Source organism: Dinoroseobacter shibae DFL 12 = DSM 16493 (genome assembly GCF_000018145.1).
GTDB lineage: Bacteria > Pseudomonadota > Alphaproteobacteria > Rhodobacterales > Rhodobacteraceae > Dinoroseobacter > Dinoroseobacter shibae.
This window is the reverse complement of record NC_009952.1, coordinates 2,301,326-2,327,497: the sequence shown is the minus strand read 5'-3', so window position 1 is coordinate 2,327,497 and position 26,172 is coordinate 2,301,326. Positions and strand designations below refer to the sequence as shown.

Below are 26,172 nucleotides of genomic sequence, written 5' to 3'. Positions count from 1 at the left end.
AACTGCGAAACGGGCCAAGCCCGCGCTCGGCTTTCGCACGGCCACCGGAGGGGCGCCGCCCACCGCTTGCAGGTTACGCCATGGCGCGGTCGAGTGCGGTCGCACAGTGGATGCGCGTCGTGTCGAACACCGGAACGGCCACGTTGCCTTGGTGGAGCAGCATACCGACCTCGGTGCAGCCCAGGATCAGACAATCCGCGCCCCCATCGGCCAGGCGCCCCGCGATTTGAACGAACGCGGTTTCGCTCCGCTCGGTCCGGATGTCCTTGCACAGCTCGTCATAGATCACCCGGTGCGTCGTGGCACGGTCGGACGGGTCGGGCAGGACCGGGTCCAGCCCTGCGGCCCTCAGGCGCCCGGTATAGAACTGCTGCTCCATGGTGAAGGCGGTTGCCATCAGCCCCGGACGCCGCAATCCGGCCTGCAGGATCGCTTGCGCCGTCGCATCCGCAATGTGCAGCAGCGGGATTCCGACGCCCTCCATCATCCGATCCGCCAGCTTGTGCATGGTATTCGTCGCCAGAAGCAGGATCCCGGCCCCGCCCCGTTCGAGCGCTTGCGCTTCGCTGTTCAGAATCGTGCCGGCGCGGGTCCACGCGCCCGCGGCCTGCAGCGCCTCGATCTCGGCAAAATCCAGCGACCGTATCAGAAGCTGCGGCGAATGCAGGCCGCCGAGCCGTGCGCGCGTGAGCCTGCACAGCTCGGAATAGTAGAGCTGGGTGGACGCGGCGGACATGCCCCCGAGAATTCCGATCGTTTTCATGTCTTCGCCGTGCGGTCCCGCGCTACGATGCCTGCGCCAAGGCCTATGGCAAACCGGCCCGCAAGTGAAGCGCCGCTGCGTGTCCCGCCCCGCACAGATCCCGGGCCCCGTTCCGGCCCCGCGGTCGGACGAGACCCGCCAAGCCATGGGCCGGGGCCGCGCGCGGTCTCCGGGGCAGGGGGGCTTGGTCCACCAAGGCCCGGCCCCCGGCCCCGGCCTCACGGCGCCGGGCGCAGCACCACCGCATCCCCGCGCCGGATCGTGCCGGTCCGGACCACCTCCGCCACCATCCCGCCATGGCCGCGCACCGCCGCGTAGCCGCCATGGCCAAAGGTCTCCTCCATCCGCGAGCACGGCGCGCAGGGTCCGCGCAGCCGCAGGACCACCTCCGCGCCGATCCCGATCTCCCGGTCGCGATAGGCCAGAAGGTTCAGCCCCGAGACCACCAGGTTGCGCCGCAAATCCGCCGCCGCCACCAGCCCACGCCCCAGGTACCCGCCGATCGCCGCCAGATGCTCCGCCTGCACCAGCGACACCGCCCGCTTGCCCGCCCGCGCCCGGTCCCCCTCCAGCCCGGCCTCGGTCACCCGCACCGCGTCCACCGCCACCACATCCGCCCGCCGCCCCGGCCGCAGCCCGATCCAGTCGACCCGCCCCGCCTGCGCCGCGCGCCCCATCATCTGCCGCAACTCCGACATCGGCACCCCTCCATTGCCCCGCCCCGCGAGACTGGCTAGAACCCCGCCCAAGCGCAATTCCCAAAGGGTGATGAGAACCATGGCAGCCTATCAGTACGTCTACCACATGGACGGCGTGTCCAAGACCTATCCCGGCGGCAAGAAATGCTTCGAGAACATCCGCCTCTCCTTCCTTCCGGGCGTCAAGATCGGCGTCGTCGGCGTCAACGGCGCGGGCAAGTCCACCCTAATGAAGATCATGGCCGGCCTCGACACCGACTTCACCGGGGAGGCTTGGGCCGCCGAAGGCGCCCGCGTCGGCTACCTGCCCCAGGAGCCCGCCCTCGACGAGACCCTCACCGTGCGCGAGAACGTCATGCTCGGCGTCGCCCCCAAGAAGGCCATCCTCGACCGCTACAACGAGCTGGCGATGAACTACTCCGACGAGACCGCCGACGAGATGGCGAAGCTCCAGGACGAGATCGACGCGCAAAACCTCTGGGACCTCGACGCCCAGATCGACATCGCGATGGAGGCGCTGCGCTGCCCCCCCGACGACGCCAGCCCCGCGAACCTCTCGGGCGGGGAGCGCCGCCGCGTCGCACTCTGCAAGCTCCTGCTCGAAGCCCCCGACATGCTGCTCTTGGACGAGCCCACCAACCACCTCGACGCCGAAACCATCGCCTGGCTCCAGAAACACCTGATCGAGTACAAGGGCACCATCCTCATCGTCACCCACGACCGCTACTTCCTCGACGACATCACCGGCTGGATCCTGGAACTCGACCGCGGCCGCGGCATCCCCTACGAGGGCAACTATTCCGCCTGGCTCGACCAGAAGGCCAAGCGGCTCGAACGCGAGGCCAAGGAAGACAAGGCGAAACAGAAAACCCTCGCGCGCGAGCTCGAATGGATCCGCGCCGGCGCCAAGGCCCGCCAGGCCAAGCAGAAGGCCCGCATCAACGCCTACGAAGAACTCGCCGGCCAGTCGGAGCGCGAAAAGGTCGGCAAGGCCCAGATCATCATCCCCAACGGCCCCCGCCTCGGGAGCAAGGTGATCGAGGTCGAAAACCTCACCAAAGCTTATGGCGACAAGCTGCTGATCGAGAACCTCTCCTTCTCCCTGCCGCCCGGCGGCATCGTCGGCGTGATCGGCCCCAACGGGGCGGGCAAATCCACACTCTTTCGCATGCTGACAGGGCAGGAGCAGCCCGATGGCGGCACGCTCAGCTACGGCGACACGGTGCAACTGGCCTATGTCGACCAGTCCCGCGACACGCTCGACCCCGCCGCCACCGTCTGGGAGGAGATCTCCGGCGGCGGCGAAATCATCGAGCTTGGCGACGCCCAGATCAACTCCCGCGCCTATTGCGGCGCGTTCAACTTCAAGGGCGGCGACCAGCAGAAGAAGGTCGGGCTCCTGTCGGGCGGCGAACGCAACCGCGTCCACATGGCGAAACTGCTGAAATCCGGCGGCAATGTCCTCCTGCTCGATGAACCTACCAACGATCTTGACGTGGAAACGTTAAGAGCGCTTGAAGACGCCATCGAGGATTTCGCCGGCTGCGCCGTGGTCATCTCCCACGACCGCTTCTTCCTCGACCGCCTCTGCACCCACATCCTCGCCTTCGAGGGCGACGCCCATGTGGAATGGTTCGAGGGGAACTTCGAAGCCTACGAGGAAGACAAGGCACGGAGACTGGGGCCGGATGCCCTCGAACCCAAGCGCGTGAAATACAAGAAATTCACCCGTTAGGGTGTATTTGTTGGAGTTCCGCTTGGGTTCGAGGTGTGCGCGGCAGCGGTTTTGCGCAGCAAAACCGCGTGCGCACTCGGTAGGAGTAGCTTGACAGGTTAGAGCCCAAGCGCGTGAAGTATAAGAAGTTTTCCCGTTGAGGCTTGCGTAAGCGGGCATCCATCAGTGCGCGGCAGCGGTTTTGCGTAGCAAAGCCGCGTGCGGCACCCGGTGGCAGTGACTTGACAGGTCGCAGCCAACGCGCGCGAAATGCAAGAAGTTTACGAGGTGATGTGTCCAGAAAAATTGGCCAACTCCACGGTGTTATTGAAGAGACAAGTGCATCTGTGGATTGCAGATGCCTCTATTATGGTGTCGATGGCAAACGCTGTAAAAACCAAGCAATTAAGTCACACTCACTACAAAGAAAAGGTCCACTTCAAGCAATTTCAGAACACGGCCACGTAATAAAAATTGGTCACTCGCTCAAAGCAAAGCCTTTTGAGAGTCGGGAACTGTTTGAACTTACAGGAGTCAAGAAGGCATCAACCTTTCCGGGCTTTTGCTCTGAACACGATACGTCGCTTTTTTCAGAAATAGAGGGACGTAAAGTTGACCTCTGCGAGCAAACAGCATTACTTTTGTTCATTCGCTCAATTGCGATTGAGCACTACAAGAAGAAGTTAACGACCTCCCTTTATCGGAATATGTTCGAGCAACTCGGAGATGAGATTCGAAATGACCGAAAAGACTATCTTCGGTACGCAATTCGAGGCAGCTCGATAGCGGTGAAGCATGGAGAGGAACGGCTTAGGCTATACTTCTCTCTCTTGCACAAACGAATACCGTCAAACTTTCACTTTGTTGCCGCTCGGTTCGCAGAAACGCTTCCTTTTTCATGCACTGGCGCGACGGAACCCGACAGCGACATGAATGGTAATAGCTTGTTTCTCAAAGACCCTCTAAAGATCAAATGGAATACTATCTCTACTTTCTGCGGCTGTATTGGAGGCAGTTACTATTTTTTTATAGGTGGATTGCAGCGCTACAGAGATCATAGAGCTCTAAAATTCCTAAGGTCAGTTGACCTTTGTTCCCGCGATACTGCGGCCATGATATTCACGCTTTGCGCTACTCATTTTGAGAACCTTTACGCACGCCCAAGCTGGGTCGAGACGCTAAAACAAAGTGAAATCGATTTACTGAAATACATGATTATGTCAGGAGTGGCAGAGGAAACTCGCAGTAAGGAAGCGCTTTCATCCAGGCTATCATTTCCAGAACACCAGCCTACTGAGATACGCTCGAAGTTGTAGCCGTTTCGCCGATAACGCCCGCGCGAAGTGCGGGCAGCGCCCGACCCGCCCCCCAGGGCGGGCGCTTCTCGCCCACCCTCGGGCCGGGCGCTGGTCTTCGCTCAAACGTGGCACGCCAAACACGCGCCCTCCGGGCTCCGCCCGTTCGGACCTCGAAACGTCCACAGGACGTTCTGCCGCCTGCGGCGGGCCAGTCCTCACCCCACCCAGGGCGGGCGCTTCGCTTCCCGCCCCCGGGCCGGGCGCTGGTCTCAACTCAAACGTGATGCGCCAAACACGTGCCCTCGGGGCTCCGCCGGTGCGACCCGGAACCACCTGCGCTCCCTGCGCGTTGCAGGTTCATGCAAACCCAAGGAGTTCCCATGACACGTCTCAAGCTCGTCCTCGCCGCCCTGTCCCTGCCGCTGATCCTCGCGGCCTGCGCGACTGTGGAAGGCGCGGGGCAGGATATTTCGACCGCCGGCGACGCCATCGCCGAAGAAGCGCGCGAGGCGCAGTAAGCCCCGCGGCCGGGGCAGGGGTCGCACCCGGCGCGGTGGACCCTGCGTCCGCGCTTCGGGAAGCTCGGGCACAGAGTCCGCGTCGCACCTCCGCGGCGCGGAAGGTCATTCGGACCCTGCGCCGTGTTGCCTGCTTGGGCTCCGCCCGTTCGGACTTCGAAACGTCCACTGGACGTTCCGCCGCCTGCGGCGGACCAGTCCTCACCCCCGCCCGTTCGCAGCTTGAAAGGTCCACTGGACCTTTCATCGGCCCTTGGCCGAACCTCTGCTCACTCCTCCGGCAACTCGATCCCCAGCGACCGGTCCCGGCTGCGTGCGAACCGCTCCAGCTTGTAGACCTCCGCGATCCGCATCTGGGCGTAGGTCGCCAGCAGCCGGTTGATCCGCGCCTGGTATCCCGGCCCCATGGCGCGGAAGAACTTCGCCACGCTCTCGTCCAGCCGCAGGGTCACTTTCGTCTTCTTCTCCACCAGCGGCAGGTCCGCCTCCAGGGTTTGCCAGGCGTCGGGGACCAGCGCCTGGATGCGACCCGCCCAGGCGTCGTCCCGCTCCAGCCCGTGCAGGTGCAGGGTCAGCCGTTCGCGGGCCAGCCGCTGGGCGCGGGTTTCGCCCTTGGCGTCGGACCACAGGGGGTGAGGGGGCAGGTCGGGCATCGGCGCACTCCGTGATGTCAGGCGCCGATACCCTCCGCGATCCCGGTTAACGGGGCGTGACCGGTGCGTGCGCTGGTGCCCGACACCTGTCCGACCCGGGCCCGACGCCGATCCGACCCGGTCGGACGGCCCCTTGCGCCGCCCCGGCCCCCGTGCTGTGATGCCGCGAAACCGGACCCAGGAGGCCCCCATGACCCGCAAGATCCTCGCCCTGCTCATCGCCCTGCCGCTGCTCGCCGCCTGCGCCCAGGTGGACCCCGAGACCGTCGAGGACGTCTCCGAGGCCGAGGCGATGACCGAAGACCTGCCGATTTAACGACGCGGCGCAAGGTTCGGAAAAGGCGCTATTTTTTGCGCCGCTTGACGTTCCCGCCGCGCTGGCCCGGGCGGCCCGCGGTGCTGCGCCCCTGGGCCTTGACGGCCGCGTCGCTCGCCGCCTCGATCGCCGATTGCCGCGCCAGCGGGTCGTCCGCAATCGCCAGATCCACCGCCTCCAGCCGCTTGACCTCGTCGCGCAGGCGCGCGGCCTCCTCGAACTCCAGGTTCTCCGCGGCCTTGCGCATATCCGCCCGCAGCCCTTCAAGAACCGTCTCCAAGTTCCCGCCGTGCAACGGTTTTTCGACCTTGGCGGTGACCCGGTTCATGTCCACGTCGCCCTGGTAGAGCCCGGCCATCACGTCTTCGACATTCTTCTTCACCGTCTCCGGCGTGATGCCATGTTCCTCGTTATAGGCGATCTGCTTGGCGCGCCTGCGGTTGGTTTCGGCCAGCGCGCGCTCCATCGATCCGGTGATCCGGTCGGCATACATGATCACCCGCCCCTCGGCATTCCGCGCCGCCCTGCCGATGGTCTGCACCAGCGAGGTCTCCGAGCGCAGGAAGCCTTCCTTGTCCGCATCTAGGATCGCCACCAGACCGCATTCAGGGATGTCCAACCCTTCGCGCAGCAGGTTGATCCCGATCAGCACGTCGAAGGCGCCGAGCCGGAGATCCCGCAGGATTTCAATGCGCTCCAGCGTGTCGATGTCGGAGTGCATGTAGCGGACCTTGATGCCCTGTTCGTGCATGTACTCGGTCAGGTCCTCGGCCATCCGCTTGGTCAGGGTGGTGACCAGTGTGCGGAACCCGTCGGCGGTGACGCGGCGGACCTCGTCCAGCAGGTCGTCCACCTGCATCTCCACCGGGCGGATTTCGACCTGGGGGTCCAGCAGGCCCGTGGGGCGGATCACCTGTTCGGTGAACACGCCGCCGGCCTGTTCCAGCTCCCACGCGGCGGGGGTGGCCGAGACGAACACCGACTGGGGCCGCATGGCATCCCATTCCTCGAATTTCAGGGGCCGGTTGTCCATGCAAGACGGCAGGCGGAAGCCGTGCTCGGCCAGGGTCATCTTGCGCCGGAAGTCGCCCTTGTACATGCCGCCGATCTGCGGAACCGAGACGTGGCTCTCGTCGGCGAAGACGATGGCGTTGTCGGGGATGTATTCGAAGAGTGTGGGCGGCGGCTCCCCCGGCGCGCGGCCGGTCAGGTAGCGCGAATAGTTCTCGATGCCGTTGCAGACGCCCGTCGCCTCCAGCATCTCGATGTCGAAATTCGTGCGCTGCTCAAGCCGCTGGGCCTCCAGCAGCTTGCCCTCGGCGACCAGCTGGTCGAGGCGGATGCGCAGCTCTTTCTTGATCGACACGATCGCCTGCTGGAGCGTGGGGCGGGGCGTGACGTAGTGGGAGTTGGCATAGATCCGGATGCGGTCGAGGGTGTCGGCCTTCTCGCCGGTGAGCGGGTCGAACTCGGTAATGCTTTCAAGCTCTTCGCCGAAGAACGAGAATTTCAGCGCCCGGTCCTCCATGTGGGCGGGCCAGATCTCCAGGCTGTCGCCGCGCACCCGGAAAGAGCCGCGCTGGAACCCGGCGTCGTTGCGGCGGTATTGCTGGGCCACGAGATCCGCCATGATCTGGCGCTGGTCATAGGACTGCCCCGCGACCAGGTCCTGGGTCATCGCCTCGTAGGTCTCCACCGAGCCGATGCCGTAGATGCACGACACCGAGGCGACGATGATCACGTCGTCGCGTTCGAGCAAGGCCCGGGTCGCCGAGTGGCGCATCCGGTCAATCTGCTCGTTGATCTGGGATTCCTTCTCGATATAGGTGTCGCTGCGCGGCACATAGGCCTCGGGCTGGTAGTAGTCGTAATAGCTGACGAAATATTCGACCGCGTTGTCGGGAAAGAACCCCTTGAACTCGCCATAGAGCTGCGCGGCGAGGGTCTTGTTCGGGGCGAGGATGATCGCGGGGCGCTGGGTCTGCTCGATCACCTTGGCCATGGTGAAGGTCTTGCCCGTCCCGGTCGCGCCCAGAAGTACCTGGTCGCGTTCGCCGTTGCGCACGCCCTCGCTCAGCTCCGCGATGGCGGTCGGCTGGTCCCCAGCAGGCTCGAAACTGGTCGCCATCCGGAACATCCGACCGCCTTCGAGCTTGGGACGGGTGCGGACATCATCGGCGCTGGCATGCAGGACGGGTTGATTCATCGGGCAACTCCTTACGTGAGTCTTAAAATGATCTGTTTTTGTTCCACTGCAAGGGGGGATTGGCGACCGCATTTTGCAACGAAAATTTGCAATTCTGCATGGGGCGCGGACAAGAAGTTGATTTGAATCAAGGGGCTGCGGGGAGGCGGTCTTAGACCTTGGTCTCGGTCGTTTGCGCAACAGGGTTTTAAAGGTGAGAAAAAACAGGAGTTTAAAATATCAGCGACGTGTGGTCGCTCCGGCGGGCACAACCAAAGCGGGATAAATTTATTGTAAACCTTAAATCACCCGCGTAGCGTTCAAGGGCAAGCAGCAAATGGCTGCCGGTCGGTCTCGCACCACCCACCCCACCCCTCGCTCCCTCGAGGCTGATCGGCAGTCGCTTGTACCCCCCCAAAAAAGCTGTGTGAAGACCTTCGCGTCTCTCGGTCGCACGATCCGGGACTTGTGAATGGCGAGATTGCCCGCAATATAAACGCACCATTGTTGGAGAAGTCGAATGCGCGCGCGGATTTACCAGCCAGCCAGAACTGCCATGTCCTCGGGTCAGGCCAAGACCAAGGGCTGGGTGCTCGAGTTTGCCCCGGCGGATGCCCGGTCGATCGACCCGCTGATGGGGTGGACATCGTCCTCCGACACGCAAAGCCAGGTCAAGCTGCGGTTTGACACCCGCGAGGCGGCGCTGGATTATGCCAAGGAGCACGGGCTGGAGGTCACGATCACCGAGCCCAAGAAACGCAAGCCGAATATCCGCCCCGGCGGCTATGGCGACAACTTCGCCACCAACCGGCGCACCGTCTGGACCCACTGACCCCGAGGCGTGGTCTCAGCGGATGGCGGGGCGGCCCGGACAGGGGCCGGGGGCGTCGGATTCCCCCCTTGCGCCCATGGACCTGCGGTCATAGAACGGCGCCTGATTTGCAAGCCGGATCGGGGGATCCCCCGGCTTTTCCGAACTGAACCGATAGGGGATGACATGAACGTCACCGAGACCCTCAACGAAGGCCTGAAGCGCGGCTATTCGATTACCGTCACGGCAGCCGAGCTGGACGCCAAGGTCAACGAGAAGCTGTCCGAAGCGCAGCCCGAGATCGAGATGAAGGGCTTCCGCAAGGGCAAGGTCCCGATGGCGCTGCTGAAAAAGCAGTTCGGCCAGAAGCTGCTGGGCGAGGCGATGCAGGAGACCATCGACGGCGCCATGGCCAAGCATTTCGAGGACAGCGGCGACCGTCCGGCGCTGCAGCCCGAGATCAAGATGACCAACGAGGACTGGAAAGAGGGCGACGATATCGAGGTCGCCATGTCCTACGAGGCGCTGCCCGAGGTGCCGGACACCGATTTCAGCACCGTGACCCTGGAAAAGCTGGTCGTGAAGGCCGATGAGGAGGCCGTCAACGAGGCGCTGCAGAACCTGGCCGAGAACGCCAAGTCGTTCGAGACCAAGGAGGGCGCTGCCGAGGACGGGGACCAGGTGGTGATCGATTTCCTCGGCAAGGTCGATGGCGAGGCGTTCGAGGGCGGGGCCGCGGAGGATTATCCGCTGGTTCTCGGGTCGAACTCGTTCATTCCGGGCTTCGAGGAGCAGCTGATCGGCACCTCGGCGGGCGAAGAGAAGAACGTGGACGTGTCCTTCCCCGAACAGTACCAGGCCGAGCATCTGGCGGGCAAGGCCGCGGTGTTCGAGTGCAAGATCAAGGAAGTGAAGGCGCCCAAGGCGGCCGAGATCGACGACGAGATGGCCAAGCAGTTCGGCGCCGAGGATCTGGAGACCCTGAAGGGTCAGATCTCCGAGCGGCTGGAGGCGGAATATGCCGGGGCCGCGCGCGCGGTGATGAAGCGCAAGCTGCTGGACGAGCTGGACACGCTGGTCAAGTTCGAGCTGCCGCCGAGCCTGGTGGCCACCGAGGCGGGCCAGATCGCGCACCAGCTGTGGCACGAGGAGAACCCGGAGGTGGAAGGCCACGACCACCCGGAGATCGAGCCGACCGAGGAGCACAACAAGCTGGCCGAGCGCCGGGTGCGTCTGGGCCTGCTGCTGGCCGAGCTGGGCCAGAAGAACGAGATCCAGGTGACCGATGCCGAGATGACCCAGGCGATCATGGCGCAGGCGCGCCAGTATCCGGGCCAGGAGCGGCAGTTCTTCGAGTTCATCCAGCAGAACCAGCAGATGCAGCAGCAGCTTCGCGCGCCGATCTTCGAGGACAAGGTCGTGGATTACATCTTCGAGCTGGCCACGGTGACCGAGAAGGAGATCTCGAAAGACGATCTGCAGAAGGCGGTCGAGGCGCTGGACGACGAAGTCTGAGCCTGCGCCCGACGGAGATACGCGAAGGCCGCCCGGTGGGGCGGCCTTTGTCGTTTCCGGGGGGGCGCTCAGAGGGTGATGCGGAACTGCATGAACCCGTCGGGGGCCGCGCCCGCCGGTGCGATGGTCAGGCTGGTGACCTCGCCCAGGTAGTCGATGGCCTTCGGCCCGGTTTCGAACAACACGGTGGTGCCGGGCAGGGGGGCGAAGCGCCAGTTGCCATCGGCGCGCGGGCTGATCGTGCCCTGTTCGACGATGTAGCGGACGATCACGTCGCGGTTGGTGTCGGGCCCTTCGAAGATTACCGTGTCACCGGTGCCGGGGAAGCTGCCGCCGCCCGAGGCGCGGTAGTTGTTGGTGGCGATGATGAAGCGGGCGTCGGGGTCGATCGGCGCGCCGTCGTGGCGCAGGTCCACGATCCGGTTGGCGTCCGGGTTCAGCAACTCGCCCTTGGCGTCGAATTTCGAGGGCTGGCTGAGGTCGATCTGGTAGGTGACCCCGTCGATCACGTCGAAATTGTAGCTCGGGAAGTCCGGGTTCAGGAGGGCGGCGTCCTGTGCGCCCGGAGTGACCTGGTTGAACATGCCCGCGGAGCGTTCGAGCCAGTCCTTGACCTGCGCCCCGGTGACCAGCACGGCCCGGGCGGTGTTGGGGTAGAGATAGAGATCCGCGACGTTCTTGATCGCCACGTCGCCCGCGGGCACGTCGGTGTAATACTCCGGCCCGCCGCGGCCCCCGGCCTTGAACGGGGCGGCCGCCGACAGGATCGGGAGGCCTTCGTACTCGGTGCCTTTCAGCATGTCGGCGATGTACCAGCTTTGCGCGATGGAGACGATCTGGACCGAGGGGTCATCGGCCACCAGCGCGAAATAGGAGTGCAGCGGCGCGTCGGTCTTGCCCACGGCGCGGCGGACATAGGCGAGGGTGGCGTCGTGGTCTTCCTGCACCGAGGCCAGCACGTAATCCTGGCTCTCGACCAGGGCGGTGATCGAGCGGTCCTCGTTGCGCTGGGAGATCGGGCGCGCCTCGGTCTCGGCGGTGACGACGCGCCAGGCGCCGCCCTCGCGTTCGAGCATCAGGTCGATCAGGCCCATATGGGAGCCCCAGAACCCGCCCATGGTCGCGGGCTTGCCGTGGATCGTGCCGGCCTCGGCATCGACGGCGGCATAGTCCGCATAGGTGGCGGAGGGGAAGACCAGGTGGCTGTGCCCGGTGGCGATGGCATCGATCCCATCGAGCCCGGCCAGCGGGACGGAAGCGTTCTCCATCCCGTCGGTTTCCTGTGCCGAGCCGATGCCCGAATGGCTGAGCGCGATAATGATGTCGGCGCCCTGCTCGCGCATCTGGGGGATGTAGGCGCGGGCGGTCTCGAGGATGTCGCGGGCCTGCACGTTGCCTTCGAGATGCTTGCGGTCCCAGTTCATGATCTGGGGCGGCACGAAGCCGATCAGCCCGATCTTGATCGGGTGGGTCTCGCCCGCGCCGTCGGTCAGCATCCGGTCGAGGATCACGTAGGGCGCGATGAACGTGGTGTCGCCGCGCGGGCCCGCGCCCATGTCCTTGACCACATTGGCCGAGATCACGGGGAACTCGGCCCCGGCCAGGGATTTCATCAGGAAATCGAGCCCGTAGTTGAACTCGTGGTTGCCCAGGGTCGAGGCGTCGAAGCCCACGGTGTTCATGGCGGTGATCACCGGGTGGGTGTCACCCTCTTTCATGCCACGCTCATAGGCGATGTAGTCGCCCATCGGGTTGCCTTGGAGGAAGTCGCCATTGTCCACCAGGAGCGCATTTGTCGCCTCGGCGCGGATGTCGTCGATCAGGGCAGCGGTACGGGCCAGGCCCACGGTGTCGCGGGGTCGGTCGGCGTAGTAATCATAGGGGAAGACATGCACATGCAGATCGGTCGTTTCCATGATCCGCAGGTGTGCCTGGTTGGCGGCGGCACGGGCGGAATAGGGATGTAGCGCGATCAAGCTGGCTCCGGCGGCGGTGCCGAGAAACTCCCGGCGGGTCATGGGGTTCAACATCGGGTAAATCCTGTGCTCGGAATCACCCTAGGGTTGCATGGAATGGTAAGAATCCCGAGCAGAAAGTGATAGTCGCGATTCATGCAGAAGTTGCATGGCAGGTATTCCGCAGGGTCTTGCGGTAAATTTGCCATAAGAAAAGCCGCCCGCGAGGTGCGGGCGGCTTGTGATCCGTCAAAGAGGACGATGCCTCAGGGCTGTTCGTCTTCTGCCTCTTCCGTGGCGCGATCTTCCGGTGTTTCGACCAGATCGCTGTCCTCGGAGGCAGCGGAGCCGATATCGTCGAACAACTCGGCGATCTCGAATTCAGCCTCTGCCTCGGCTTCGGCGGCCAGTTCCTGGATCGATTTCCCGGAGGCTTGCAGCTCGGCTTCCTCGGCAGAGCGGGCCACGTTCAGCACGATATCGGCGGTGACCTCGGGGTGCAGGGTCACGTGCACGGTGTGCAGGCCCAGCTCCTTGATCGGGCGGGACAGCGAGACCTGCTTGCGATCGAGAGAGAAGCCGTCGGCGGTGGCAGCCTCGGCCGCGTCCCGCGTGGTCACGGAGCCGTAGAGAGCGCCGGCGTCGGAGGCGGAGCGAATCACGATGAACTGCTGTCCATCGAGCTTCTCGGCCATGGCCTCGGCTTCTTTCCTGGTTTCCAGGTTGCGCGCCTCGAGCTGGGCCTTCTGCGCTTCGAATTGCGCGATGTTGGCCTCGGACGCGTTGAGCGCCTTGCCCTGCGGCAGCAGGTAGTTACGAGCATAGCCCGGCTTGACGTCGACGACTTCGCCCATCTGGCCCAGCTTGGCCACGCGTTCGAGAAGGATGACTTGCATGTGCTCGGCTCCTTATTTCACGGCATAGGGCAGCAGGGCGAGGAAGCGGGCGCGCTTGATGGCACGGGCCAGTTCACGCTGCTTCTTCGCCGAGACGGCGGTGATGCGGGACGGCACGATCTTGCCACGCTCGGAGATGTAGCGTTGCAGGAGCCGGGTGTCCTTGTAGTCGATCTTGGGTGCATTGTCGCCGGAGAAGGGGCAGACTTTGCGGCGGCGGAAAAACGGTTTTGCAGCCATGGTTTAGCGTCCTTTTCTCAAGCGTCTGTCAGCGGCGTTCGCGACGGTTGTCGCGTTCTTCGCGCTTCTGCATCTGGATCGAGGGCCCCTCGGGGTGCTCGTCGACCTTGATGGTCATCACGCGCATCACGTCGTCATGCAGACGCATCAGGCGCTCCATCTCCTGCACGGCCGGTGCGGGGGCATCGGTCTTGAGGAAGGCGTAATGGCCCTTGCGGTTCTTGTTGATCTTGTAGGCCATCGTCTTGAGGCCCCAGTACTCGCTGTCGACGACTTTGCCGCCATTGTCCGCGAGGACGGATCCGAAATGTTCGACGAGGCTTTCAGCTTGCGCGTTGGACAGGTCCTGACGCGAGATAAAGACATGCTCGTAAAGCGGCATGTGCTCTCCAGTTCTTTTACGCGTGTTTCATAGGGCGGCTTTCCGAGGTCCCGAGCCGCACACGAGAGGCCACGCAGGGTCAATGACACGGGACCCGCGCGTTATAGGGGGTCTGGTGTCGAACGCAAGGGGCGATGGCGGGGGCGGCGGGGCCGCGGTCTCTGCGCATGGTCGCACAGAAGATGTTGGAGCGCGCGGGGTTGTGAAACGCCCGCGGCGCGCTCTTATCCTGCCCAGGTATTCATCAACATGAGAGACCCACAATGACCCTTCTCCGCACCACGGCACTGGCCGGTGTCTTCGCCCTTGGCGCCACGGCGGCCTTTGCCGATGCGCAGCGCTACGTGCTCGACGCCAGCCACAGCCAGATCGTCTTCAGCTACGATCACCTTGGCTATTCCACGACTTATGGCATGTTCTCGGGCTTCGAGGGCGAGATCCTGTTCGACGCCGAGGATCCGGCGGCCTCGAGCGTCTCGGTCTCCATGCCCGTGCGGTCGATGATCACCGGCTGGGAAGAGCGGTTCACGCATTTCATGACCGACGAGTTCTTCGGCGCGGATGACGACGAGGACATGGTCAGCTTCACGTCCACGGCCATCGAGGTCACTGGCGAGGACACGGCGCTGATCACCGGGGATCTGACCCTGAACGGGGTGACCAAATCCGTCGTTCTGGATGCAAAGCTGAACCAGACCGGGATGCACCCCATGGCCCAGAAGGAATGGGCCGGGTTCGACGCGACCACGACGCTGCTGCGTTCCGATTATAATGTCGGGGCCTTCGCGCCGTTCGTCAGCGACGAGGTCGAGGTTCTGATCTCCATCGAGGCGATGTTGGCCGACTGAGCGCACTCACGATTCCATCGGCAGGGGGGCGCGCAGGGATGCGGGCCCCCTTTTTCGTGCGGCTCAGGGGGCTGTGCTGCGGGCGGTCAGGTCCACCGCGATGGTGACGGTGAAACCCACGCTGGTCTCGTCCGGGTAGGCGGTGCCGATGCCGAAATCGAGCCGGGCGACTTGCGTCTCGCCGGTCATGCGGGCGAGGCCGTCGGTGATGTTCAGGGTGAAGGGCAGGGTGACCGGCACGGTGCTGCCTTTCAGGGTCAGGGTGCCCTCGGCGGTATGGCCCGCGTCGGTGCCGGTGATCTCGGCCGCGAAGGTGGCGGTGGGGTGGGTGTCGGCGGCGAAGAATTCCGCCCCAAGCGCCTGGGACGTGACGGAGCCGAGGGTGAGGCTGGGGATCGCGACGGTGACGGTGACATCGCCCGTGCGGCTGTCGGGGTCGTAGGCGATGGCGGCGGTCCAGTCTTCGAACGTGCCGGTGACCGGTGCGCCGAGTTGGGTGACGGTGATCGAGAGGGTGCCGTCCTCGACGGTCCAGTCGGAGGCGACCTCGGCGAGTTCGGCCTGCGGCAGGGGGGCGGCGTCGTCATGGGCGAAGAGCCCGAGCCCCGCGCCCACGGCCAGCGCCGCGGCGAAGGCCCCGGCAGCGCCCAACAGCGGCAGGGCGGGGCCGTGGGGCTTGGCGGGGGTCGCGGGGGCGGCAGCGGTTGCGCCGGGCAGCATGCGTTGCAGGGTCAGGTCGCGGTCGAAGAAGCGGTGCTTGAGCGCGCCCGCGACGTGCAGGACCAGCGCGATCACGAGAACCCGCTCGAAGATGATGTGCAGGCTGGCGAAGGTATGGGCGAGCGTGTCGGATTTCGGCACGAAGGGCAGAGATTGACCAAAGGGCCACCAGATCGGCGCAAAACCGGTGGTGGCCGCGTGGTGGATCCAGCCGGAGAGAGGCACCAGCAGGAGCGTGCCATAGAGGGTCCAGTGCACGGTTTCGGCGGCGAAGGTTTCCAGCCGCCGCTCGGGATGCAGGGGGGCGGGTTTGGGTTGGCTCAGCATCCAGGCGACTCGGGCCAGGGCGGCGAAGAAGGCGGTGACCCCGAGCGTCTTGTGGATCGAGAAGACAAATGCCTTGCGCGACAGCTCCTCCCCGGTAGCGAAGGGCATGTCGTTGGCAATGATGCCCAGCGGGATCAGGGTGAGGATCAGCGCGACCGTGAGCCAGTGCAGGGTCTTGCTGACACTGCCGTAAGTGTTGTGCGCGTTGGTGAGGGCCATCGGGGTCTCCTTGCCGGTTCGATGTTCACCTAGCGAGTGCGGCGCGTGGGGCAAAGGCGCTCGGAGCACAAGAGTTGTGCGGCGATTGGGACCCGGGGGCGGAGATTGCACGCCAAGGCCCGCTCGGGTATGAGGCGGGACGCCAGAATGAGGAGTTTCCATGAGCAGAGCCTTCGTTTTCCCCGGGCAGGGGGCACAGACTATCGGTATGGGGCGCGATCTCGCCGAGGCCTACCCGGCGGCGCGGGCCGTTTTCGAGGAGGTCGACGATGCCCTGGGCGAGGCGCTGAGCGCGCTGATCTGGGAGGGCGAGGCGGACCGGCTGACGCTGACCGAGAATGCGCAGCCCGCGCTGATGGCGACGTCCCTGGCCGCGCTGCGGGCGCTGGAGGCCGAGGGGCTGGACTGGGCGGAGGTGTCTTGCGCGGCGGGGCATTCGCTGGGCGAGTATTCGGCGCTGGCGGCGGCGGGCGCGCTCAGCGTGGGCGATACAGCGCGGCTGTTGCGGGCGCGGGGGCGGGCCATGCAGGAGGCGGTGCCCGTGGGCGTGGGCGCCATGGCGGCCCTTCTGGGGCTGAATTTCGAGACCGTTTGCGCGGTGGCCGAGGAAGCCGCCCAAGGCGAGGTCTGCGAGGCGGCCAATGACAACGACCCGGGGCAGGTCGTGGTGTCGGGCCACAAGGCGGCGGTGGAGCGTGCGGTCGATCTGGCCAAGGCGCGCGGCGCGAAACGCGCGGTGTTGCTGCCGGTGAGCGCGCCGTTCCATTGCGCGTTGATGGCGCCCGCGGCGGAGACGATGAAAGATGCGCTCGCCGCGGTGGAGATCGCCACGCCGCGCGTGCCGGTGATCGCCAATGTGCTGGCCGCCCCGGTCACCGCGCCCGAGCAGATCCGCGACCTGCTGATCCGGCAGATCACCGGGTCGGTGCGTTGGCGCGAAAGCGTGGGCTGGATGGCGCAGAACGGCGTGACGGAAATCTGGGAGATCGGCGCGGGCAAGGCCTTGATCGGCATGGTGCGGCGCATCGATCGCAGCATCGCGACCCAGGCGATCGGCACCTCTGAGGATGTCCGCAAGGTCTGCACCACACGCGAGGAGACGGCATGATGTTCGATTTGACCGGCAAGACGGCGCTTGTCACCGGAGCCTCCGGCGGGATCGGCGGGGCGATTGCCACGGCGCTGCACGCCCAAGGCGCGACCGTCGGGCTGAGCGGGACGCGCGTCGATCCGCTCGAAGCGCTGGCGGCGGAATTGGGGGAGCGGGCCCATGTTCTGCCCTGCAACCTGAGCGATGCGGACGCGGTCGAGGCCCTGCCCAAGCAGGCGGTCGCGGCCATGGGGTCGGTCGATATCCTGGTGAACAATGCCGGGATCACCCGCGACAACCTGTTCATGCGGATGTCGGACGAGGAATGGGCCAGCGTTCTGGACGTCAACCTGACCTCGACCATGCGGCTGTGCCGGGGCGTGTTGCGCGGGATGATGAAGGCGCGCTGGGGCCGGATCGTCAATATCAGCTCGGTCGTCGGCGCGACCGGCAATCCGGGGCAGGGAAATTACGCGGCCTCCAAGGCCGGGATGGTGGGGATGTCGAAGTCGCTGGCCTATGAGGTGGCGAGCCGCGGGATCACGGTCAATGCCGTGGCGCCGGGCTTCATCAGCACCGCGATGACCGACAAGCTGACCGACGATCAGAAGGACAAGCTGCTGGTGCAGGTGCCGTCGGGGCGCATGGGCGAGCCGGGTGAAATCGCCGCGGCGGTGGTCTATCTGGCCAGCCCCGAGGCGGGTTACGTGACCGGATCGGTCCTGCATGTAAACGGCGGGTTGGCGATGATTTGAGCCATCCCGCGCGGCTGGCGCGAAAGCGTTTGCCTTTGACAAGCCATGTGATATAGGCGGCGCAGTTTTGGAGCGGGAGACCGGTCCTGCCGCTTTGCGGACTACCATCGCCGTATTGGGCGGCACAGACGACACCGGGCGAAGACCCGATAACACGAATGAGGACATGAACATGAGCGACGTAGCGGATCGCGTGAAGAAGATCGTGGTGGAGCATCTGGGCGTGGAAGAGAGCAAGGTCGTTGAAAACGCGTCCTTCATCGACGACCTCGGCGCGGACAGCCTGGATACGGTCGAGCTGGTCATGGCCTTCGAAGAAGAGTTCAGCATCGAGATCCCGGACGATGCCGCCGAGACCATTCAGACCTTTGGCGATGCGGTGAAGTTCATCTCCGAAGCGTCCTGATCCCAGGCGTTTCAGAACAGGCAGGTCGGCGTCCCTCGGGGCGCCGTTTTGCGTTGCGGGGTCGGGGCTGCGCGAGGTCGTGCTGGACTTGCGGCTTGTTGCTTGCCCCGTGGTAGGTGCCGCGTGTATCAGGTGGCGGAGAAAAAGACCGGTGAGGATTGAGCATGCGTCGGGTTGTGGTCACAGGATTGGGAATGGTGTCGCCGCTGGCCAGTGGCGTCGAGGAAACGTGGACGCGTCTGTTGGCCGGGCAATCCGGCGCGGGGCAGATCACGCGCTTCGATGCGAGCCATCTGGCGACGACCTATGCCTGCGAGGTGCCGCGGGGCGATGGCAGCGACGGGACGTTCAACCCCGATGACTGGATGCCGCCGAAAGAGCAGCGCAAGGTGGACGAGTTCATCCTCTATGGCATGGCGGCGGCGGAGCAGGCGGTCCGGGATTCCGGCTGGGCGCCCGAAGACGAGGATGGCAGGCTGCGCACGGGTGTGATGATCGGCTCGGGCATCGGCGGGCTGAGCAGCATCGCGGAGACGGCGGTTCTGCTCAAGGAGCGGGGGCCGCGGCGGGTTTCGCCGTTCTTCATCCCCGGCGCGCTGATCAACCTGGTTTCCGGGCAGGTGTCGATCCGGTTCGGCTTCAAGGGGCCAAACCATGCGGTGGTGACGGCGTGTTCCACCGGGGCCCATGCCATCGGGGACGCCGCGCGGCTGATCATGCTGGACGATGCGGATGTGATGGTGGCGGGCGGGGCCGAAAGCCCGATCTCGGAGATCGGGATTGCGGGGTTCAACGCCTGCAAGGCCCTGAGCACCAAGCGCGGCAATGATCCCGCGTCGGCCAGCCGCCCCTATGATGCGGACCGGGACGGGTTCGTGATGGGCGAGGGGGCCGGGGTGGTCGTTCTCGAAGAGTACGCGCATGCCAAGGCGCGCGGTGCGAAGATCTATGCCGAGGTGGTGGGCTATGGCCTGTCGGGGGATGCGTATCACATCACCGCGCCGTCGGAGGATGGCGAGGGCGGCGAGCGGTCCATGCGCGCGGCCTTGAACCGGGCGGGCATCGAGGGCGCGCAGGTGGATTACATCAACGCCCACGGGACGTCGACCATGGCGGATGTGATCGAGCTGGCCGCGGTGGAGCGGGTCTTGGGCGCCGGGGTCGAGACCGCGACCATGAGTTCCACAAAGTCCTCGGTCGGGCATCTTCTGGGGGCGGCTGGCGCGGTGGAAGCGATCTTCTCGATCCTGGCCATTCGCGACCAGGTGGCGCCGCCGACGATCAACCTGGACAATCCGGCGGTCGAGAGCAAGCTGGACCTTGCCGCGAACGCGGCGCGCAAGCGCAAGATCGACTATGCGCTGTCGAACTCCTTCGGGTTCGGCGGCACCAATGCCTCCCTGGTTCTGGCGCGGGTCACCGACTGATGTGGCGCGCGCTTGCGTCCAACATGCTGACCCTGCTGATCGTGGGGTTTCTCGCGCTGGTCGCGGTGATTGCCTGGGGGCAGCGGTCCTTTACCGGGCAGGGGCCGCTGGCGGAGCCGATCTTCTTCGAGGTGCCGCGGGGGGCGTCCCTGACGCGGATCGCGGATGCGTTGGAGGCGGAAGGGGCCGTCAGCTCGGCGGTGATCTTTCGGCTGGGCGCGCAATATACCGAGCGGGAAGGCGATCTGAAATTCGGGAGTTATGAGATCCCTGCGGGCGCCTCCATGGCGGATGTGCTGGATATTCTGACCGCGGGGGGGGCGGCCTCGTTCCGCTACATGGCGACTTACCAGATCCGGGTCGACGACGCGGAGCTGCGGTTGCGCGAGCGGATCCCGGGGGAGGACCGCGACGAGTTGGTGGCCAGTTTCGCACCCGGCGAGCCGGTGCCCGCGGCCTATGCGGAGCTGGTGGCAGCGGGCACGCCGATGGCCTACCGGGTGGCGATCGCCGAGGGGGTGACGAGCTGGCAGATCGTGGATGCGCTGCGCAAGGCCGATTTCCTGAGCGGAGAGATCGCCGAGGTGCCGCCGGAGGGCAGCCTGGCGCCGGACACCTACGAGGTCGCGCGCGGCGGAGATCGGGCGGATATCATTGCGGCGATGTCGGAGGCGCAGACCCGGATCCTGGCGCAGGCCTGGGCGGCGCGGGACGCTGAACTGCCGCTGGAAAGCCCGGAGGAGGCGCTGATCCTGGCGTCGATCATCGAGAAGGAAACCTCGGTTCCGGAGGAGCGGGAGGTGGTCTCGTCGGTCTTCGTGAACCGGCTCAATCGGGGGATGCGCCTGCAGACCGACCCGACGGTGATCTATGGCATCACCAATGGGGTGGGGGTTTTGGGCCGGGGCTTGCGGCGCAGCGAGTTGCGTGGGGCAACGCCTTATAATACTTATGTTATTCCGGGGCTTCCACCAACGCCCATCGCCAATCCTGGGCGCGAAGCGATCTTCGCGGCGGTGCAGCCGGCCGAGACGGATTACATCTTTTTCGTGGCCGATGGCACTGGCGGGCACGCCTTCTCGCGCACGCTTGCGGAGCACAACGAGAACGTGGCGCGGTGGCGCGCGATCGAGCGCAGCCGGGAGGCGAACTGAGCGAATTCGCGGGGCAGCGCGCGCTGGGTGTTGCGCAACCTATGCGATAGTGTTTGACTTGGCGAACGCTCCAAAGTATACCTTCAGGCAAGCTAGAAAAAGTGGGTAAGCGGCCAAGGGAAACCTCGGCCGTTTTTCTTTTACTCGTGCGGAAAAGCCTGAGAGGCCCTTCAGCATGATCGGAGACACCGGGACCGGAGCCTGCCAGCCAGGTAGCTTTCTCGATGCCGCAACAGACCAGGTTGTTTACCTGCGAAATTGCGTTCAGTGCGCCATTGTCCGTGTAGAGGAACTGGCGCGTACTGGAACACCAAATGACACCAGCGCCGGAGAATTCCGCAAGCTCTTGAAAGAGTTGCGGGAGATTTCGGGTATTGCACTCAGGGAGGAAAGTCGACTTGCAGAGCAACTCGCAAAGGAAAACGGGGGACTGCACGCAGGAGCCTATGACCTTGTCGCAGCTCGCGCTGAAATCGGGCGCAGACTGGCTGACCTCAGAACCGCCAGAAGTCACCCAGACGTTTCTGGAGAGCCTGAGTGACCATGCCATCGCGGCCTTGCCGCATCTGTTCGAGTTCTGGGCCTTGCCGCATCAGATCGCCCCGGAGGGTGACTGGCGGACCTGGGTCATTCTCGGCGGCCGTGGCGCGGGCAAGACCCGGGCAGGCGCCGAGTGGGTGCGCGCCGAGGTCGAAGGCGCGCGCCCGCTGGATGCGGGACGGTCACGGCGGGTCGCCCTGGTCGGGGAGACCTATGACCAGGTGCGCGATGTGATGATCTTCGGCGAGAGCGGCATTCTGGCCTGCAGCCCGGCGGACCGGAAGCCCGAGTGGCAGGGCACCCGGCGGCAGTTGGTCTGGCCGAACGGCGCGATCGCGAAATGCCACTCGGCCAACGATCCGGAGGCCCTGCGCGGGCCGCAATTCGATGCGGCCTGGGTGGACGAGTTGGCGAAATGGCCGAATGCCGAAGAAACCTGGGACATGTTGCAATTCGCGCTGCGCCTGGGCGTCAACCCGCGGCAGGTCGTGACGACCACGCCACGGCCCTCGACGATCCTGAAACAGATCCTTGCCACCGGCTCCACGGTCAAGACGACCGCGCCGACGGAGGCGAACCGGGCCTACCTGGCCGCGAGTTTCCTGGAGGAAATCCGGGCGCGCTATGCCGGGACACGGCTGGGGCGTCAGGAACTCGATGGCGTGCTTCTGGACGATGTCGAGGGCGCGCTCTGGACCAGTGCCGGGATCGAGGCCAACAGGGTCGAGACCGTTCCGCCACTGGACCGGATCGTGGTCGCGGTCGATCCGCCGGTCACCGGGCACAAGGGGTCCGATGCTTGCGGGATCGTCGTGGCCGGGTTGGTTGCGCAAGGCGAGCGGCGCGGCTGGACGGCCTATGTGCTGGAGGATGCGACCGTCTCGGCGAGTACGCCGCTGCAATGGGCCGAGGCCGCCGTGGAGGCCGCGCGGCGCCATGAGGCGGAGCGGGTCGTGGCCGAGGTTAACCAGGGCGGCGACCTGGTGGAGACCGTGCTGCGGCAACTCGATGACGTGCTGCCCTACCGGGCGGTGCGGGCGACCCGTGGCAAGGTGGTCCGTGCGGAGCCGGTCGCGGCGCTCTATGAGCAGCGGCGGGTGAAGCATGTTCGCGGTCTCGGCGCGCTGGAAGACCAGATGTGCCAGATGACCAATCACGGGTTCAAGGGCTCGGGCAGTCCGGATCGGGTCGATGCCCTGGTCTGGGCCTTGACCGAGCTTCTGCTGGACCCGCCGAAAGACAAGAGCGAGCCTCAGATCCGCGCGCTCTGAGCCCCGGGGCGCGCTGCCGCGTCCATCACTGATCGCACCAGAATCCACGTCACCGCCGCGCGCGGATGGCGTCTTTCCGGCTGCCTGAACAAAAGGAAGCATCTTTCATGGTGTTCAATCTGTTCCGACAAAAACAAGACATACCGGCGACGGATCGCGTGCCCGAGGTCAAGGCGTCGGCCACGAGCCGGGTTGTGGCCATGGGCAGCTCCGGGCGGATTGCCTGGACACCGCGGGATTCGGGGTCGCTGACGCGCAACGGGTTCGCGGGCAATCCGGTGGGGTTTCGGGCGGTCAAGATGATTGCGGAGGCCGCCGCGGCGCTGCCGCTGGCGTTCCAGGATGCGGAGCGGCGCTACGAGGCGCATCCGCTGATCACGCTGCTGGCGCGGCCCAGCCAGGCGCAGGGGCGGGCGGAGTTCTTCGAGGCGCTCTATGCGCAGCTCCTGCTGACCGGCGACGGTTTCGTGGAGGCGGTGTTCGCCAAGCCCGAGCTGCCCACGGAGTTGCATGTGCTGCGCTCGGACCGGGTGCGGATCATTCCCGGCGCGGATGGCTGGCCGAGCGCCTATGAGTACTCGGTCGGGGCGCACAAGCACCGGTTCATGGTCGAGGAGGGGCGCACGCCGATCTGTCATCTGCGCACGTTCCATCCGCAGGACGACCATTACGGGCTGTCCCCGATGCAAGCGGCGGCGACGGCGCTGGATGTCCATAACGCGGCGACCCGGTGGTCAAAGGCGCTGTTGGACAATGCGGCGCGGCCGTCGGGCGCGTTGGTCTACAAGGGGTCGGAGGGCGACGATACGCTCTCGCCCGAGCAGTACACGCGGCTGGTCGACGAGATGGACAGCTACCACCAGGGTGCGCGCAATGCGGGGCGGCCCATGTTGCTGGAAGGCGGGCTCGACTGGAAACCCATGGGGTTCAGCCCCTCGGACATGGAGTTCCAGAAGACCAAGGAGGCTGCGGCGCGCGAGATCGCGCTGGCCTTCGGGGTTCCGCCGATGCTGCTGGGGATTCCCGGGGACGCGACCTATGCCAACTACCAGGAGGCGCACCGGGCGTTCTATCGCCTGACGGTGCTGCCCTTGGCGCAGAAGGTGACCGCGTCGCTGGGTCATTGGCTGACGGATCTGTCGGGGGACGCCGTGAATGTCGCGCCCGATCTGGACAAGATCCCGGCCCTTGCCGCTGAGCGCGACGCGCAATGGGCGCGGATCGGGACGGCGAGTTTTCTCACCGATGCCGAGAAGCGGGTTCTGCTCGGGCTGCCGGCGGAAATGGATTGCTCATGAGCGATCCGTCCAAGCCCAGGGGTGGATCGCGGTTTCTCTACGAGCCGTTCGAGTGTCGGCCTGCAGACTGCGTGCCGTCCCACAAGATCGAGGCCAATGAACGGCTTGCCGAGCAGCGCTGGGAGGCGCTGGAGTACCGTTTGCAGGCCATGAATTCCTTGCTGGAGCGCCTCGAGCGGCGGCTCTGGCTCACGATTCTGGGCGTTGCCGGGGCAGTCCTCGCGGAAGCGGTCCAGTCGATCGTCAGCACCCAATAGGAGCATCATCCAATGACGCAATCCATGGACGGCCCAGTGGCACACGCTGGGCTGGAGACGAAGTTTTGCCGTTTCGGCACGTCGGAGAGCGACGGGGCGACGGCGCAGGGCCTCGAGATCGAGGGCTATGCCAGCCTGTTCGGGGCGGTGGACCAGGGCAACGACATCGTGGATCCGGGCGCTTATGCGGCGTCTCTGACGGCGCTCGCGGCGGCGGGACGGCAGGTCAAGATGCTGTGGCAGCACGATCCGGCCCAACCCATCGGGGTTTGGGACGAGGTGCGTGAGGATGCCAAGGGTCTGTATGTCAAGGGGCGCCTTCTGCCCGAGATCGCGCGGGGCCGCGAGGCTGCCGAGTTGATCGCGGCGGGTGCGCTCGATGGTCTTTCGATCGGGTATCGCACCAAGCGCGCGTCGAAGGACGCGCAGGGGCGGCGGCACCTGACGGAAGTGGAGCTTTGGGAGGTGTCGCTTGTGACCTTCCCGATGCTTCCCGAAGCGCGGGTCGGACACAAGACAAGCTGTCTTGAGGATGACTGGCGTTCGTTGGCGGAGGCGCTGCGTGCGGCCCGCCTGGCGCTGGGCGATCAGGTCCCGGCGGAAACGACTTCGAAAAGGAGTGAAGAATGAGCAACAGCGATCCCTCTGCCTTGCTCGCAGCAAAGACGGCCCCTGACGCCGTGGCGGACGGGGTGTCTCCGCTCGCCGAAGTCACCGCAGAACTGAGTGCCTTCGTGCGCGAAGTCACGGCCCAGAAGGCCGAAATGAAATCCCGATTGAAACAACAAGAAGAGCGTCTCCTCATGCTTGACCGCAAATCTACTTCGTACGCGCGCCCCGCGCTGTCTGGTGCTGTTGCCGAAGCAGCGCCCCATCAGAAGGCGTTCGACGCCTATCTGCGTTCCGGCGATGACGACGCGCTGCGTGGTCTGGAACTGGACGGCAAGGCCATGTCCACGGCGGTGTCCGGCGAGGGCGGCTATCTCGTCGATCCGCAGACCTCCGAGACCGTGAAGAACGTCCTGAAGTCCCAGGCCTCCCTGCGGGCGGTCGCACAGGTCGTGACGGTGGAAGCCACCAGCTATGATGTGCTGGTCGATCACACCGAGGTCGGCACCGGCTGGGCGAGCGAGACCGGCAACCTGACCGAGACCGACACCCCGCAGATCGACCGGATCTCGATCCCGCTGCACGAGCTTGCTGCCCTGCCGAAGGTCAGCCAGCGACTGCTGGATGATGCGGCGTTCGACATCGAGGCATGGCTGGCTGAGCGCATCGCCGACAAGTTCGCCCGCTCGGAAGCGGCGGCCTTCGTCAACGGAGACGGCGCCGACAAGCCCAAGGGGTTCCTTACCCATGACAGCGTCGACAACGATGTGTGGACCTGGGGCAATCTCGGCTACGTGGTCACCGGCTCGGATGGTGATTTCAACAGCGTGAGCCCCGCAGATGCGATCGTGGACCTGGTTTACGCGCTGGGCGCGCGCTACCGCGCCAATGCCAGCTTCATCATGAACTCCAAGACCGCTGGTGTCGTGCGCAAGATCAAGGATGCCGATGGCCGGTTCCTGTGGTCGGACGGCCTTGCCGCGGGGGAGCCGGCGCGTCTGCTGGGCTACCCGGTGCTGATCTCCGAGGACATGCCGGATATCGGCAGCGATGCCACGGCCATCGCCTTTGGCGATTTCGGCGCCGGCTACACCATCGCGGAGCGTCCGGACCTGCGCATCCTGCGCGATCCGTTCTCGGCCAAGCCTCACGTTCTGTTCTACGCCACCAAGCGCGTGGGCGGGGATGTGAGCGATTTCGCGGCGATCAAACTGCTGAAATTCGCGGTGAGCTAAGGGTCTCTGATCCAACCGTGAATCTGTCCCGTCTTCGGGCGGGACAGTGGGCGCGTGTGGGGAAACGGCGTT

26 protein-coding genes are annotated in these 26,172 nt (G+C 65.2%); 17 read left to right on the top strand and 9 right to left on the bottom strand.

The features are described 5' to 3' along the window. Positions 1–73: 73 nt before the first annotated feature. Both DSHI_RS11180 and DSHI_RS11175 read right to left on the bottom strand, forming a co-directional pair. The gene (locus DSHI_RS11180) at positions 74–763 is read right to left on the bottom strand and encodes an aspartate/glutamate racemase family protein (RefSeq protein WP_012178866.1); all 690 of its coding nucleotides are present in this window, start codon (positions 761–763) and stop codon (positions 74–76) included. Positions 764–981: 218 nt separating this feature from the next. Beyond that, positions 982–1,461, bottom strand: coding sequence for an MOSC domain-containing protein (locus DSHI_RS11175; RefSeq protein ID WP_012178865.1), 480 nt, complete (start codon positions 1,459–1,461; stop codon positions 982–984). A 79-nt stretch (positions 1,462–1,540) separates the two neighbouring features. Here DSHI_RS11175 and ettA point away from each other — a divergent pair, with 79 nt between their 5' ends. From ettA to DSHI_RS11165, 3 genes are all read left to right on the top strand, one after another. Continuing rightward, positions 1,541–3,196, top strand: a complete 1,656-nt coding sequence (ettA, locus tag DSHI_RS11170) for an energy-dependent translational throttle protein EttA (RefSeq protein WP_012178864.1) — start codon at positions 1,541–1,543, stop codon at positions 3,194–3,196. 272 nt (positions 3,197–3,468) lie between these two features. After that, positions 3,469–4,491, top strand: a complete 1,023-nt coding sequence (locus DSHI_RS22320) for a hypothetical protein (RefSeq protein WP_012178863.1) — start codon at positions 3,469–3,471, stop codon at positions 4,489–4,491. Between the two features lie 362 nt (positions 4,492–4,853). Then, a complete protein-coding gene (locus tag DSHI_RS11165; protein ID WP_012178862.1) occupies positions 4,854–4,991 on the top strand; it encodes an entericidin A/B family lipoprotein in 138 nt (45 codons plus the stop codon). 269 nt (positions 4,992–5,260) lie between these two features. Here DSHI_RS11165 and DSHI_RS11160 read toward each other — a convergent pair whose 3' ends face one another. Beyond that, positions 5,261–5,644, bottom strand: coding sequence for a BrnA antitoxin family protein (locus tag DSHI_RS11160; protein WP_012178861.1), 384 nt, complete (start codon positions 5,642–5,644; stop codon positions 5,261–5,263). 190 nt (positions 5,645–5,834) lie between these two features. Here DSHI_RS11160 and DSHI_RS22990 point away from each other — a divergent pair, with 190 nt between their 5' ends. Then, complete coding sequence (locus DSHI_RS22990) at positions 5,835–5,960, top strand: hypothetical protein (RefSeq protein ID WP_280985175.1); 126 nt, start codon at positions 5,835–5,837, stop codon at positions 5,958–5,960. A gap of 28 nt (positions 5,961–5,988) precedes the next feature. Here the strand turns inward: DSHI_RS22990 and uvrB are convergent, their stop codons facing one another. Further along, positions 5,989–8,166: an excinuclease ABC subunit UvrB gene (gene uvrB, locus DSHI_RS11155; protein WP_012178859.1), complete on the bottom strand. Its 2,178-nt coding sequence runs from the start codon at positions 8,164–8,166 to the stop codon at positions 5,989–5,991. Between the two features lie 499 nt (positions 8,167–8,665). On the opposite strand from uvrB, the gene DSHI_RS11150 reads away from it, so the two are divergent. Together DSHI_RS11150 and tig are read left to right on the top strand one after the other, a co-directional pair. Further along, positions 8,666–8,977 carry an ETC complex I subunit gene (locus DSHI_RS11150; protein WP_012178858.1) on the top strand — a complete coding sequence of 104 codons (312 nt, stop codon included), beginning with the start codon at positions 8,666–8,668 and terminating at the stop codon, positions 8,975–8,977. A 165-nt stretch (positions 8,978–9,142) separates the two neighbouring features. Next, entirely contained in the window at positions 9,143–10,471 is a 1,329-nt protein-coding gene (tig, locus tag DSHI_RS11145) for a trigger factor (RefSeq protein WP_012178857.1), read from the top strand. Positions 10,472–10,539: 68 nt separating this feature from the next. On the opposite strand, the gene DSHI_RS11140 is transcribed toward tig, so the two are convergent. The 4 genes from DSHI_RS11140 to rpsF all read right to left on the bottom strand — a co-directional run bounded on the left by DSHI_RS11140 (position 10,540) and on the right by rpsF (position 13,944). Beyond that, positions 10,540–12,501, bottom strand: a complete 1,962-nt coding sequence (locus DSHI_RS11140) for a bifunctional 2',3'-cyclic-nucleotide 2'-phosphodiesterase/3'-nucleotidase (protein WP_012178856.1) — start codon at positions 12,499–12,501, stop codon at positions 10,540–10,542. Positions 12,502–12,692: 191 nt separating this feature from the next. Continuing rightward, positions 12,693–13,322, bottom strand: coding sequence for a 50S ribosomal protein L9 (rplI, locus tag DSHI_RS11135; RefSeq protein WP_012178855.1), 630 nt, complete (start codon positions 13,320–13,322; stop codon positions 12,693–12,695). A 12-nt stretch (positions 13,323–13,334) separates the two neighbouring features. Next, on the bottom strand, positions 13,335–13,562 hold the full coding sequence (rpsR, locus tag DSHI_RS11130) for a 30S ribosomal protein S18 (protein WP_005982441.1): 228 nt from the start codon (positions 13,560–13,562) through the stop codon (positions 13,335–13,337). A gap of 28 nt (positions 13,563–13,590) precedes the next feature. After that, positions 13,591–13,944, bottom strand: a complete 354-nt coding sequence (gene rpsF / locus DSHI_RS11125; RefSeq protein WP_012178854.1) for a 30S ribosomal protein S6 — start codon at positions 13,942–13,944, stop codon at positions 13,591–13,593. Between the two features lie 263 nt (positions 13,945–14,207). Here rpsF and DSHI_RS11120 point away from each other — a divergent pair, with 263 nt between their 5' ends. After that, complete coding sequence (locus tag DSHI_RS11120; RefSeq protein WP_012178853.1) at positions 14,208–14,792, top strand: YceI family protein; 585 nt, start codon at positions 14,208–14,210, stop codon at positions 14,790–14,792. Positions 14,793–14,855: 63 nt separating this feature from the next. On the opposite strand, the gene DSHI_RS11115 is transcribed toward DSHI_RS11120, so the two are convergent. Next, complete coding sequence (locus tag DSHI_RS11115; RefSeq protein WP_012178852.1) at positions 14,856–16,058, bottom strand: cytochrome b/b6 domain-containing protein; 1,203 nt, start codon at positions 16,056–16,058, stop codon at positions 14,856–14,858. 160 nt (positions 16,059–16,218) lie between these two features. On the opposite strand from DSHI_RS11115, the gene fabD reads away from it, so the two are divergent. The 10 genes from fabD (at position 16,219) to DSHI_RS11065 (ending at position 26,100) form a co-directional block, all read left to right on the top strand. After that, positions 16,219–17,166 (top strand): ACP S-malonyltransferase, encoded by a 948-nt coding sequence (gene fabD / locus DSHI_RS11110; protein WP_012178851.1) that lies wholly within the window; start codon positions 16,219–16,221, stop codon positions 17,164–17,166. Then, complete coding sequence (fabG, locus tag DSHI_RS11105) at positions 17,166–17,903, top strand: 3-oxoacyl-[acyl-carrier-protein] reductase (RefSeq protein WP_012178850.1); 738 nt, start codon at positions 17,166–17,168, stop codon at positions 17,901–17,903. Before fabD ends, fabG begins: the two co-directional genes overlap by 1 nt. Positions 17,904–18,075: 172 nt before the next feature. Then, positions 18,076–18,309: an acyl carrier protein gene (locus tag DSHI_RS11100; RefSeq protein ID WP_012178849.1), complete on the top strand. Its 234-nt coding sequence runs from the start codon at positions 18,076–18,078 to the stop codon at positions 18,307–18,309. A 164-nt stretch (positions 18,310–18,473) separates the two neighbouring features. Beyond that, positions 18,474–19,736 carry a beta-ketoacyl-ACP synthase II gene (fabF, locus tag DSHI_RS11095; protein ID WP_012178848.1) on the top strand — a complete coding sequence of 421 codons (1,263 nt, stop codon included), beginning with the start codon at positions 18,474–18,476 and terminating at the stop codon, positions 19,734–19,736. Further along, positions 19,736–20,890, top strand: a complete 1,155-nt coding sequence (mltG, locus tag DSHI_RS11090) for an endolytic transglycosylase MltG (RefSeq protein WP_012178847.1) — start codon at positions 19,736–19,738, stop codon at positions 20,888–20,890. Before fabF ends, mltG begins: the two co-directional genes overlap by 1 nt. A gap of 446 nt (positions 20,891–21,336) precedes the next feature. Next, positions 21,337–22,701, top strand: a complete 1,365-nt coding sequence (locus DSHI_RS11085; protein ID WP_083768379.1) for a DNA-packaging protein — start codon at positions 21,337–21,339, stop codon at positions 22,699–22,701. 107 nt (positions 22,702–22,808) lie between these two features. Further along, positions 22,809–23,999, top strand: a complete 1,191-nt coding sequence (locus DSHI_RS11080) for a phage portal protein (protein ID WP_012178845.1) — start codon at positions 22,809–22,811, stop codon at positions 23,997–23,999. Next, positions 23,996–24,256, top strand: a complete 261-nt coding sequence (locus DSHI_RS11075) for a GTA head formation protein, RCAP_rcc01685 family (protein ID WP_050757836.1) — start codon at positions 23,996–23,998, stop codon at positions 24,254–24,256. The genes DSHI_RS11080 and DSHI_RS11075 overlap by 4 nt, the downstream gene beginning before the upstream one ends. Positions 24,257–24,268: 12 nt before the next feature. Continuing rightward, entirely contained in the window at positions 24,269–24,886 is a 618-nt protein-coding gene (locus DSHI_RS11070) for an HK97 family phage prohead protease (RefSeq protein ID WP_012178843.1), read from the top strand. Then, positions 24,883–26,100, top strand: coding sequence for a phage major capsid protein (locus DSHI_RS11065; protein WP_012178842.1), 1,218 nt, complete (start codon positions 24,883–24,885; stop codon positions 26,098–26,100). The genes DSHI_RS11070 and DSHI_RS11065 overlap by 4 nt, the downstream gene beginning before the upstream one ends. Positions 26,101–26,172 lie beyond the last annotated feature (72 nt).